Here is an 11,810-nt window from a genome sequence, read left to right as displayed (position 1 = left end):
GTGCCGGTTGCCGCGGCGGTACACGCTTGGCATCGCCGCCGCCATCCGGATAATCGGGCGGCTGGAAGCCGGCAGCCACGCCGCGGCTTCAACGTTCACAGGTAGCACCACCCGCAATGACCGACCTTGCACGCCCCGCGTTCCACGGCTTCGAACAGCAGCCGCTGCGTGAATACGCCGAACGCGCCTATCTCGATTACTCCATGTATGTGGTCCTGGACCGCGCCCTGCCGTTCATCGGCGACGGGCTCAAGCCGGTGCAGCGCCGCATCATCTACTCGATGAGCGAGCTGGGGCTCAGCGCCTCGGCCAAGCCCAAGAAGTCGGCACGCACCGTCGGTGACGTGATCGGTAAGTACCACCCGCACGGCGACAGCGCCTGCTACGAAGCACTGGTGCTGATGGCCCAGCCGTTCTCCTACCGCTACCCGCTGATCGACGGCCAGGGCAACTTCGGCTCCAGCGACGACCCCAAGTCGTTCGCGGCCATGCGCTATACCGAATCCAAGCTCACCCCCATCGCCGAAGTGCTCCTGGGCGAGCTGGGCCAGGGCACCGTGGACTGGACGCCCAACTTCGACGGCACCCTGGAAGAGCCCAGCTGGCTGCCGGCGCGCCTGCCGCACCTGCTGCTCAACGGCACCACCGGCATCGCCGTGGGCATGGCCACCGACGTGCCCTCGCACAATCTCAATGAGATCGTCAGCGCGCTGGTGCACCTGATCGACGACCCGGACGCCACCGTGGCCGAGCTGTGCGAGCATGTGAAGGGCCCGGACTACCCGACCACCGCCGAGATCATCACCTCGCCGTCGGACCTGCGGAACATCTATGAGACCGGCAACGGCAGCGTGCGCGCCCGCGCCACCTTCCTGCGCGAGGCCAGCAACATCGTGGTCAACGCGCTGCCGCACCAGGTCTCCCCGTCCAAGGTGATCGAGCAGATCGCCGCGCAGATGCGCGCCAAGAAGCTGCCGTGGCTGGAAGACATCCGCGACGAGTCCGACCACGCCAACCCGGTACGGGTGGTGCTGATCCCGCGTTCCAACCGCGTCGATGCCGAACAGCTGATGGGCCACCTGTTCGCCACCACCGACCTGGAACGCAGCTACCGCGTCAACCTCAACGTGATCGGCCTGGACGGGCGCCCGCAGGTCAAGAACCTGAAGATGCTGCTCGGCGAATGGCTGCGCTTCCGCCAGGACACGGTCACCCGCCGCCTGACCCACCGCCTGCAGAAGGTCGAGCGTCGCCTGCACCTGTTGGAAGGCTTGCTGATCGCCTTCCTCAACCTGGATGAGGTGATCCGCATCATCCGCACCGAGGACGATGCCAAGGCCGCGCTGATCGCCCGCTTCGCGCTGAGCGAGGACCAGGCCGAGTACATCCTGGAGACCAAGCTCAAGCAGCTGGCCCGCCTGGAGGAAATGAAGATCCGCGGCGAGCAGGACGAGCTGGCCAAGGAACGCGACAAGATCCTGTCGATCCTGCAGAGCAGCGCCAAGCTGAAGAAGCTGGTCAAGGACGAGCTGCTGGCCGATGCCAAGAAGTTCGGCGATGCCCGCCGTTCGCCGCTGGTGCAGCGTGTTGCCGCCCAGGCCATCGACGAGACCGAGCTGGTCGCCAGCGAACCGATGACCGTGGTGCTCTCGGAGAAGGGCTGGGTGCGCGCAGCCAAGGGCCACGACGTGGACGGCGCCACGCTGTCCTACCGCGAAGGCGATGGCCTGCTTGCCGCCACCCGCACCCGCAGCACCCAGCAGGTCGCCTTCCTCGACAGCGAGGGTCGCGCTTACTCCACGCCGGTGCACACCCTGCCCTCGGCGCGCGGCAACGGCGAGCCGCTGACCGGCCGCTTCTCGCCGGCGGCGGGCAGCTCCTTCGTCACCGTGGCCAGCGGCGAGAACAACACCCGCTTCGTGCTGGCCTCCTCGCACGGCTATGGCTTCGTCACCCGCTTCGAGAACCTGGTCGGCCGCAACAAGGCCGGCAAGGCGATGCTCAACCTGAGCACCGGCTCGGCGGTGCTGTCGCCGTCCGTGGTCGCCAACCCGGAGACCGACCGCATCGTCGCGGTGACCAGCGCCGGCAACATGCTGGCCATCCCGGCCGCCGACCTGCCCGAGCTGGACAAGGGCAAGGGCAACAAGATCATCGAGATCCCCAAGGCCAAGCTCTCCACCGAGCGCGTGGTGGCGGTGGTCGCGGTGGGCCCGGGCAACACCCTGCTGGTCCGCAGCGGCCAGCGCACGATGAACCTGTCGTTCAAGGACCTGGAAACCTACCTGGGCACCCGGGCCACGCGCGGGCATTTGTTGCCGAGGGGGTGGCAGAAGGTCGAAGGGCTGGAAGTCCAGTAATTCGCTTCACTGGCGCGCGGCGGCGCGTTCGGCAATGCGATTGCCGGATGTGTGCATGGCGCGGCAGAGGTCGAAGGGCTGGAAGTCCAGTAATCACGAAAAAGCCGGGCAGAACGCCCGGCTTTTTTTTCGCAGGAGCGGCCTCGGCCGCGAAGCCGATGAACGCGTCGGTCAGGCACGGCCTGCATCTGCAGCATGCCCGGCATCGCGGCCGAGGCCGCTCCTACAATGGTGCCCTCTTCCCTTGGACGAACCCCATGCATCCCGACTTCTGGCTCCAACGCTGGCATGACGGCCAGATCGGCTTCCATCGCAACGAGGTGATGCCGTTGCTGCAGAAGCACTGGCCCGACCTGCAGCTGCCCACCGGCAGCCGGGTGCTGGTGCCGCTGTGCGGCAAGACCCTGGACATGCATTGGCTGGCCGCGCAGGGGCACCGCGTGCTGGGCGTGGAGTTGTCATCGCTGGCCGTGGAGCAGTTCTTCGCCGAAGCCGGTCTCACCCCGCAGCGCCACCGCAGTGCCAACGGCGAGCACTACGTCGCCGGGCCGATCGAGATCATCTGCGGCGATGCCTTCGCGCTCGATGCAACGCTGCTCTCCGACATCGCCGCACTCTACGACCGTGCTGCGCTGATCGCCCTCCCGCCGGCGCTGCGCGAGCGCTATCGCGACACCGTCTATGCACGCGTGCCGCAGGGCTGCCAAGGCGTGCTGATCACCCTGGAATACCCGCAGGACGAAAAGCAGGGCCCACCGTTCTCGGTCGAGCAGCCCGAGGTGGAGCAGCTGTCCCGGCTGGGTTGGAAAGTGCAGCTGGAAGAGCGCCGCGACATCCTCGACCAACAACCGGACTTCCGCGCGCAGGGCGTGAGTGCGCTGTCCACGGCCGTGTATCGCTTGCTGCACGGCTGAAGACCGCCCTCACCCCAATCCCTCTCCCGCAAGCGGGAGAGGGGCTTGTCACAACCAGTCCACGGACTCCGAGCCCCTCTCCCGCTTGCGGGAGAGGGATTGGGGTGAGGGTCGCTTCAAGGAAAGACCCCAGAAAGAAGAAGGGCGGCTTGCGCCGCCCCTCCTCCGTCATCCCGATCAGTGCGCCGGGGTGCCCTTGGCGTCCATCTTGCTGGTCTGGTACAGCGCCAGGCCGATCCGCTTGATCAGACCCAGCTGCTGCTCCAGCCACCAGGCATGGTCTTCCTCGGTGTCACGCAACTGCGCGATCAGGATGTCGCGGCTCACGTAGTCGCCGTGCGCTTCGCACAGCTTCACGCCCGCGGCCAGGTTGGCGCGCACCTGGTATTCGACCTGCAGGTCCTTCTCCAGCATCTCCACCACGGTCAGGCCCGGCTCGAAGCCGTGCGGGCGCATGTCCGGGTTGCCGCCCAGGAACAGGATGCGGCGCAGCAGCGCATCGGCGTGCTCGGTCTCCTCCTCCATCTCGTGGCCGATGCGTTCGTACAGCGCCTGCAGGCCCTGGTCTTCATAGCGACGGGAATGGATGAAGTACTGGTCGCGCGCAGCCAACTCGCCGCGCAGCAGCTCCTTCAGGCATTCGATGACTTCGGGTTTGCCCTGCATGGGGGTGCTCCTGATGGTTCGGAATGGGCATAGGGTGCCCTATCCCGCCGCGCAATGATCTAATCGGAATCACTTTCAGTTGCGCTTCCCCTCGCCGGCCCGCCTTTTGACACCTGCCGGCTTCACAAGCTGTCTACAATCGCCGGACACACCTGACCGGGGGTAGGCCTGTGCTGCGTTGGCTGATGCGTTCACTGGGGATCTTGCTGGGTCTGTTGCTTGTTCTGGTTCTGGTCGTCTGGCTGCTGCTGCGCGGCAGCCTGGCCCAGTTGGATGGCGAGTTGCTGTTGCCCGGGCTCAGCGCCCCGGTCAGCCTTGATCGCGATGCCAACGGCATGCTCACCGTACAGGCCGCCAATGAGGCGGACATGGCGCGTGCGCTGGGCTACGTGCACGCGCAGGAGCGCTTCTTCGAGATGGACCTGATGCGGCGCGCCGCCGCCGGCGAGCTGTCCGAACTGTTCGGCGCCGCCGCCCTGCCCCGCGACCGCGCCATGCGCGTGCACCGGCTGCGGGCACGCACCCATGAAAACCTGGGCGTGGCGCTGGGCGACAAACGCAAGGTCATCGAGGCCTACCGCGAGGGCGTCAACGCCGGCCTGGCCGCCCTGCCGGTGCGCCCCTGGCCGTACCTGCTGCTGCGCCAGCAGCCACGGCCGTGGGAACTGGAAGACTCGGTCCTGACCGGATTGGCCATGTATGCCGACCTGCAGGACACCAGCAATACCCGCGAACTGGCGCTGGGGCGCATCCGCGAGGTCGTGCCTCCGGCCCTGTATGCCCTGATCAGCCACGACGGCAGCAGCTGGGACGCGCCCCTGTTCGGAAACGCGCGTGGCGATGCGGTGCTGCCGGGGGCGGATGCCTTGGATCTGCGCGTTGCGCCGCCCGCGCAGGGCGACGCGACGGCAGCCCTCTCTCCACCCTCCGCGTCGCAGAGGGCCCCCCTCTCTCCCGCGCGGCGGGAGAGAGGCCTCGGCGGGCCGCCGGAGGCGGCCGATTACTTTCCGGGGAGCAACAACTTCGCCGTGTCCGGGACACTCACCGCCGACGGCCGCGCGATCATCGCAGATGACATGCACCTCACCCTGCGCGCACCCAACATCTGGTTCCGCGCGCGCCTGCGCTATGCCGAACCCACCGCGCCGGACGGCAACATCGATGTCACCGGCTTCACCCTGCCCGGCCTGCCGGCGGTGATCGTCGGCAGCAACACGCGCGTGGCTTGGGCGTTCACCAACAGCTACATCGACACCGCCGACTTCGCGCCGCTGCCTGCGGACACGCCGCTGCGCGAGCACGTGGAATCCATTACCGTCGCCGGACAGGCACCGGAACGGCTGCTCGTGCGTGAATCCGACTGGGGCCCGGTGCTGCATGACACCCCCGATGGCTCGCTGCTGGCGCTGCGCTGGGTGGGCCAGCTGCCCGGCGCGGTACGCCTGGACTTCGCCGACATGGCCAAGGCCGCCGACCTCGATGCCGCCTTTGCCGTGGCCGACCGCTCCGGCATCCCGGCGCAGAACCTGCTGGTCGGTGACCGCAAGGGTCGCATTGCCTGGCGGCTGATCGGCGCACGTCCGGACCGGAGCCCGGACTGTTCGCATGGCATCGACACCCCCACCCAGGCGGTGCCCGCCATGCCGGCGACGTGTAGCGCGTGGGCGATCCGCTCCGACCAGGCCCCGTCACTGGTCGACCCGCCGGACCACCGCCTGTGGACCGCGAACGGGCGCGTACTCGACGGCCCGGCGCTGGCGGTGGCCGGCAACGGGGGCTACGACTTCGGCGCACGCGCCCGGCAGATCCGCGACGGCCTGTTCGCACGCCAGCAGTTCACCGAACGCGACCTGCTCGCCATCCAGCTCGATGACCGCGCCCTGCTGATGGAACGCTGGTGGAAGCTGTTGCGGCAGACCGTCGAGCACAGCAGCGATCCCGCGCTGCAACGGCTGGAAGCGGCCACCCGCAGCTGGGAAGGCCACGCCAGCGTCGACTCGGTCAGCTACCGGCTTGCCCGCGGCTTCCGCGGCATCCTGCTCGACAACCTGCAAGCCGCGCTGCTGGCACCCGCGCAGGCCACCTTGGGCGATGACTTCATCGCGCCCAACCTGCCGCAGCTGGAGGGCGTGGCCTGGCCACTGCTGACCGAACGGCCGGTGCACCTGCTGCCGCCACCGTTCAAGAGCTGGGATGCGTTGCTGGCCGAGAGCGCCGTCCAGCTGGAGAAGGACCTCACCGCCCAAGGGGCGGACCTCACCCAGCGCACCTGGGGCGAACGCAACACGGCGGCCATCTGCCACCCGGTCAGCCGCGCACTCCCGGAACTGTTCAAGCGCTGGCTGTGCATGCCGCGCCAAGCCCTGGCCGGTGATGGCGACATGCCGCGCGTGGTCGGCCCCTCCTTCGGCGCCTCCGAGCGCATGGTGGTCTCACCCGGACATGAAGCCGATGGCATCGTGCACATGCCCGGCGGCCAGAGCGGTCATCCGTTGTCACCGTTCTGGGGCGCGGGCCATGAGGACTGGGTCAAGGGCACGCCGACCCCGTTCCTGCCCGGGGAACGCGTGCACACGCTGCGCCTGAGCCCACGTTGATCCCGGCCGGCCGGAGCGCGTCCGGTCGGCGGGGCCACTGCAATGAAGCCCGGCCGGCCATGCGCCGCCGGGCCATCCCTCATGCGGCGGTCACTTCAGCCGCACGGTCCACTCCACTTCCAGCATGTCCTGCGCATTGAACAGGCGCTCCACCTGTACCCAGGAGGCGGCCGGATAGCGGCCATCGGCAAAGAACGCCTTTCGTTCCGGGATGGCCTTGACCAAGGCATCCATGTCGGTGGTGAACGCGGTTTCCTTCACCACCTGGCTGCTGTCGGCACCGAAGCGCTGCAGGATCTCGTTCAATTTCCCGTAGCAGCGCTGCACCGCCTCCTGCATGTCCTTGCCCCGGCACGGCACGCCGGAGATATGCAGCGTGTCGCCGTCACGGACCACGCCGCTGTAGCCGATGTCGGCCTCCCAGCTGCCCAGCGAATGCCGTTCCAGCGGGACCTCCGTCGCCTGCGCCAGGCCACACGCCAACAGGCCGGCAATTCCCGGCATCAATGCACGCATCATTCCTCCTCCCTGTCATGGAAATGCCGTCACCGGCGATGGATACGACGGGACCCGCATCCGTGCGGGCCCCGCCGCGCGGCTCAACCGGCCAGTGCCTGCTCATGCACGCCGGCCACGGCGCGACCGGAGGGGTCGGCCATGTTGGCGAAACTGGCATCCCAGGCAATCGCGGCCGGCGAGGAACAGGCGATCGACTTGCCGCCCGGCACCGTCTCCGACGCCGCGCGGCTCGGGTAGAACTGTTCGAACAGGTGGCGATAGTAGTACGCCTCCTTGGTCTGCGGCGGGTTGTACGGGAAGCGCTTGTCGGCCGCGGCCAGCACGCGGTCGCTGACCTGCTCCTCGGCGTGCGCCTTGAGCCCGTCGATCCAGCCGTAGCCGACGCCGTCGCTGAACTGCTCCTTCTGCCGCCACAGGATCTCCTTCGGCAGGTAGCCCTCGAAGGCTTCGCGCAGCACCGCCTTCTCGATGCGGCCGGTGCTCTTGTCGACCATCTTGTAGCGCGCGTCCAGCTGCATCGCCACGTCCATGAACTCCCGGTCCAGGAACGGCACGCGCGGCTCCACGCCCCAGGCCATCATCGACTTGTTGGCGCGCAGGCAGTCGTAGTAGTTCAGCGCATCGATCTTGCGCACCAGCTCCTCGTGGAACTCGCGCGCGTTCGGCGCCTTGTGGAAGTACAGGTAGCCGCCAAAGATCTCGTCGCTGCCTTCGCCGGACAGCACCATCTTCACGCCCATCGCCTTGATCCGGCGCGCCAGCAGGAACATCGGCGTGGAGGCGCGGATGGTGGTGACGTCATAGGTCTCGATATGCCGGATGACTTCCGGCAGCGCGTCCAGCCCTTCCTCGAAGGTGTACTCGAACCCGTGGTGGACGGTGCCCAGTGCCTCGGCGGCAACCTTGGCCGCGGCCAGGTCCGGCGAGCCCTTCAGGCCGATGGCGAAGCTGTGCAGGCGCGGCCACCAGGCCTCGCTCTGGCCGCCGTCCTCGATGCGATGGCGTGCATAGCGCGCGGCCACCGCCGCGACCAGCGACGAATCCAGCCCGCCGGACAGCAGCACGCCATACGGCACGTCGGTCATCAGCTGGCGGTGCACTGCGCGCTCGAACGCCTCGCGCAGTTCCTGCAACGGCACGTCCACGCCCTGGACGGCGTCATAGTCACGCCACGGCCGCTCGTAGTAGCGGGTCAGCGTGTCGGTGCTGCTGTCGTACCAGTGGCCCGGCGGGAACTGCGCCACGTCGGCGCAGGTATCGGACAGCGACTTCATCTCCGAGGCCACGCAAAGGCGGCCCTGCTTGTCATGCCCCCAGTACAGCGGCACCACGCCGATCGGGTCGCGGGCGATGATCGCGCGGCCCTTGGCCTTGTCCCACAACGCGAAGGCGAAGATGCCGTTGAGGCGGTTGAGGAACGATGCCGGTTCGTCCTGCCGGTACAGCGCGTTGATCACCTCGCAGTCCGAACCGGTCTGGAAGGCGTAGGGCTGAGCGAGTTCCTTCTTCAGCTCCTGGTGGTTGTAGATCTCGCCGTTCACCGCCAACGCCAGCTCGCCGTCCTCGGACAGCAGCGGCTGCGAGCCGCCGGCCGGGTCGACGATGGCCAGGCGCTCGTGCACCAGGATGGCGCCGGTGTCGACGTAGACGCCGCTCCAGTCCGGGCCGCGGTGGCGCTGGCGCTGGGATTGGTCAAGCGCCTGGCGGCGCAGCGCCTGCAGGTCATCGCCCGGTTGCAGGCCGAAAATGCCGAAGATGGAACACATGGGAAAGCTCCTGGGGTTGTGTGGGGACAAGCATTCGAAGCAACGGCATGGGGACGGCGCAGCCGCTTGGTATTCCCGCCCGGCCACAAAAAAACCCGCATCGACCGATGCGGGTTTTCTGGTGTCCTGAGCGTGTTGCCTGTTCTAGCTCTGGTCGCAGTCCCGCATCGGCCGCGCACGATTATTCGCGCGCAGATTATTGCGGTTGTTGTTGACGGCGGTGGCCAGGAACGAGGACATGGCGCTGACCGTATCCCTGTTTTGGCGACCGCGCAACTGTTGCTCGCGCAACCGATTCAGCGGGTGGGCCGCCACGGTCCCGGATAATCCCCTGCCCTGCCAGGACTTCACGGATGATCCCCCACGCTCCCCGCCTGCTCCTGGGCGCGCTCGCCCTGTTCATCCTGGCCGGCTGCGCGTCCACCCGGACACACCGGCCAAGCGACGACGGCGAACGCCAGGCCCTGGCCGCCACCGCCGATGGCCAGTTCGATTCGGCCCTGCGCATGGCGCGCCTGTACCGGTCCCGCAACGATCCGCGGGCACTGGACTGGTACGCACGCGCCGCGGCGATCCCGCCCCGCACCCACCACAGCGCCAGCGCCGAGGAACAGCTCGGGACGATCCTGGAACGTGGCCGGCTCGACAGTGGCGATGCCCCGCAGGAACCCGGGCACGTCGTGCTCAAGCCATCGCCACGCAAGGCCTACCGCTGGTACCGCAGCGCCGCCTACCACGGCTCGCCCTATGCCATGGCCGACCTGGGGCGGTGGCATGCCGATCGCGGTGACATGGCCGGCGCGCTGCGGTGGCGGATGCGCCACGCGGTCTACATGCGCGAGTTGTACAAGCTCGCGCCCCTGCGCGCGGCGGCGGGTGAGCCGGCATCGGTCGGCCGCCTGCGCCTGGACGGGCCATCGTTGAACGCCGTGATCGCGCGCATCCAGCGCGACGCCGCGCGTGGCGACGCCGAGGCGCAGGTCGATCTCGGCGCGCTGCACGAAGCCGGACTGGGCGTGGCCGAAGACACCACCGAAGCGCTGCGCTGGTACCAGCGCGCGGGCGCACAGGGCAACGTCTACGGGCAGTACTTCGCCGGACTGGCGCTGGGACGCGGCAGCAAGGGACTGCAGGCCGACGTGGACGCTGCGGCCGCGTGGTTCGCACAGGCGCAGGCCCAACAGTTCTATCTGGCCGAAGAGGCCTACTGGCGCAAGGCCATCGCCCCGCCCTTCTTCATCTTCGAATAGGGCGCCTGCCCCGCGCCCGGGTCCTGCCTCGTCGAATGCCGGCCGCCGCGTCGCCGCCGGCGGGCAGCGGCTAGGCGAGCAGGCGCTCGATCAGCCGCTGGTACAGCGCCGGCAAGGCTTCCAGGTCGGCCACGCGCACGTTCTCGTCCACCTGGTGGATGCTGGCGTTCACCGGCCCGACCTCGATGCACTGCGCGCCCAGCGGCGCGATGAAGCGGGCATCGGAAGTGCCACCGCCGGTGCTTTCTTCCGGCGGCGCGCCGGCGAACCCGGCCAGTACCTCGCGCGCGACGCTGCGCAGGCGCCCTTCCGGCGTGTAGAACGGCTCGCCGCTGCGATGCCAGTTCAATTCGTAGTCCAGGCCATGGCGATCAAGCAATGCGGTGATCTCCGCCTCCAGCTGGTCGGCATTCCAATGCGGGTTGTAGCGCAGGTTGAACATCACCTGCAGCTCGCTGGGGATCACGTTGTTGGCGCCGGTGCCGGCGTTGATGTTGGACACCTGCAGGCTGGTCGGCGGGAAGCTCTCATAGCCATCGTCCCAATGCCGCGCGGTCAGCTCGGCCAACGCCGAAGCGGCCAGGTGGATCGGGTTGCGCGCCTTGTCCGGATAGGCCACGTGACCCTGCACGCCCTTCACCCGCAGCTTGGCCGACAGGCTGCCACGCCGGCCCACGCGCAGCAGGTCACCAAGCCTTGCAGTGGAAGAAGGCTCGCCGGTGATGCACCAGTCGATGCCCTGCCCGCGCTCGCGGAACAGGCGCGCCACGTGGCGCACGCCATCGATGGCATCGCCCTCCTCATCGCTGGTCAGCAGCACCGCCAACGTGCCCGGATGCTGCGGATGCGCGGCCACGAACTGCTCGGCGGCGACCACGAACGCGGCCACGCTGCCCTTCATGTCGGCCGCACCACGCCCATACAGCACGCCTTCGCGCACGACCGGGGTGAACGGTTCACTGGCCCATTGCTCGGCCGGGCCGCTGGGCACCACGTCGGTGTGACCGAGCAGCACCAGCACCGGCGCACCACTGCCGTGGGTGGCCCACAGGTTGTCGACTTCGCCCAGGCGCAGGTGCTCGCAGTGGAAACCGGCGGCGGCCAGGCGCCCGCCGATCAACTGCTGGCAACCGGCATCGTCCGGGGTTACCGAGGGGCGCGCGATCAACGCGCAGGTCAGGTCGAATACGTCGCTCATGGGGGCCTCGTTCGAGGGTGCGCCGGGGTTTGCGCCACGGATGTTTCAGCGGTGGTGGTTTCGCGGCCGAGGCCGCGCCTACGTTGAATTCAGGCGATGTCGAAGCGCTTCTTGAAGGCGTTGTCGCTGAAGCCCTGGCTGAACTGGCCATCCTCGGTGATCACCACCGGGCGCTTGATCAGCTGCGGGTATTCGCGCAGCAGCAGTTTCCACTCGGCATCGGACGCAGCGCCCTTGCGGTTGTCCGGCAGCTGCCGCCAGGTGGTCGAGGACTTGTTGATCATCGCCTCGAAAGCGCCGGCCTTGCCGGCCCATTCCAGCAGCGTTTCCGGGCTGGGCTTGTTGTCGCGGTAATCGACGAAGGTGTAGGCGACGTTGAAGCGGTCCAGCCACTTGGTGGCCTTCTTGCAGGTGTCGCAGTTCTTCAAACCGAAAACGGTGGTCATTGTTCAATGCTCGCGATGATGTACTCCCCTCTCCCGTGTACGGGAGAGGGGTTGGGGGTGAGGGCAAGCTCCAGGTTTGCGTGCATCAACAGCA

The 11,810-nt window shown here is 68.0% G+C and carries 10 protein-coding genes; 4 read left to right on the top strand and 6 right to left on the bottom strand.

Annotated features, from left to right (window positions below; translation table 11 throughout):
- Positions 1 to 116 precede the first annotated feature (116 nt).
- Together parC and IB227_RS14410 are read left to right on the top strand one after the other, a co-directional pair.
- A complete protein-coding gene (gene parC, locus IB227_RS14415) occupies positions 117 to 2,360 on the top strand; it encodes a DNA topoisomerase IV subunit A (RefSeq protein ID WP_192287988.1) in 2,244 nt (747 codons plus the stop codon).
- Between the two features lie 257 nt (positions 2,361 to 2,617).
- The gene (locus IB227_RS14410) at positions 2,618 to 3,274 is read left to right on the top strand and encodes a thiopurine S-methyltransferase (protein ID WP_132865111.1); all 657 of its coding nucleotides are present in this window, start codon (positions 2,618 to 2,620) and stop codon (positions 3,272 to 3,274) included.
- A 177-nt stretch (positions 3,275 to 3,451) separates the two neighbouring features.
- Here the strand turns inward: IB227_RS14410 and IB227_RS14405 are convergent, their stop codons facing one another.
- Positions 3,452 to 3,940 carry a bacterioferritin gene (locus IB227_RS14405; protein WP_132865112.1) on the bottom strand — a complete coding sequence of 163 codons (489 nt, stop codon included), beginning with the start codon at positions 3,938 to 3,940 and terminating at the stop codon, positions 3,452 to 3,454.
- Between the two features lie 185 nt (positions 3,941 to 4,125).
- Here IB227_RS14405 and IB227_RS14400 point away from each other — a divergent pair, with 185 nt between their 5' ends.
- On the top strand, positions 4,126 to 6,537 hold the full coding sequence (locus IB227_RS14400) for a penicillin acylase family protein (RefSeq protein ID WP_192287987.1): 2,412 nt from the start codon (positions 4,126 to 4,128) through the stop codon (positions 6,535 to 6,537).
- 90 nt (positions 6,538 to 6,627) lie between these two features.
- Here IB227_RS14400 and IB227_RS14395 read toward each other — a convergent pair whose 3' ends face one another.
- The 3 genes from IB227_RS14395 to IB227_RS14385 all read right to left on the bottom strand — a co-directional run bounded on the left by IB227_RS14395 (position 6,628) and on the right by IB227_RS14385 (position 9,173).
- On the bottom strand, positions 6,628 to 7,056 hold the full coding sequence (locus tag IB227_RS14395; RefSeq protein ID WP_192287986.1) for a RidA family protein: 429 nt from the start codon (positions 7,054 to 7,056) through the stop codon (positions 6,628 to 6,630).
- Between the two features lie 80 nt (positions 7,057 to 7,136).
- Positions 7,137 to 8,822 carry an asparagine synthase B gene (gene asnB / locus IB227_RS14390; RefSeq protein WP_192287985.1) on the bottom strand — a complete coding sequence of 562 codons (1,686 nt, stop codon included), beginning with the start codon at positions 8,820 to 8,822 and terminating at the stop codon, positions 7,137 to 7,139.
- Between the two features lie 144 nt (positions 8,823 to 8,966).
- Positions 8,967 to 9,173 (bottom strand): hypothetical protein, encoded by a 207-nt coding sequence (locus tag IB227_RS14385; RefSeq protein WP_192287984.1) that lies wholly within the window; start codon positions 9,171 to 9,173, stop codon positions 8,967 to 8,969.
- 2 nt (positions 9,174 to 9,175) lie between these two features.
- Between IB227_RS14385 and IB227_RS14380 the strand changes: the two genes are divergently transcribed.
- Entirely contained in the window at positions 9,176 to 10,072 is an 897-nt protein-coding gene (locus IB227_RS14380) for a tetratricopeptide repeat protein (protein ID WP_192287983.1), read from the top strand.
- A gap of 70 nt (positions 10,073 to 10,142) precedes the next feature.
- On the opposite strand, the gene dapE is transcribed toward IB227_RS14380, so the two are convergent.
- Together dapE and IB227_RS14370 are read right to left on the bottom strand one after the other, a co-directional pair.
- Positions 10,143 to 11,270, bottom strand: a complete 1,128-nt coding sequence (gene dapE / locus IB227_RS14375) for a succinyl-diaminopimelate desuccinylase (RefSeq protein ID WP_192287982.1) — start codon at positions 11,268 to 11,270, stop codon at positions 10,143 to 10,145.
- A gap of 89 nt (positions 11,271 to 11,359) precedes the next feature.
- Positions 11,360 to 11,716: a Spx/MgsR family RNA polymerase-binding regulatory protein gene (locus tag IB227_RS14370; RefSeq protein WP_192287981.1), complete on the bottom strand. Its 357-nt coding sequence runs from the start codon at positions 11,714 to 11,716 to the stop codon at positions 11,360 to 11,362.
- Positions 11,717 to 11,810: the final 94 nt, after the last annotated feature.

Source organism: Stenotrophomonas sp. STM01, from assembly GCF_014852135.1.
Lineage (GTDB): Bacteria > Pseudomonadota > Gammaproteobacteria > Xanthomonadales > Xanthomonadaceae > Stenotrophomonas > Stenotrophomonas capsici.
This window is presented reverse-complemented; position numbering and strand designations above follow the sequence as displayed.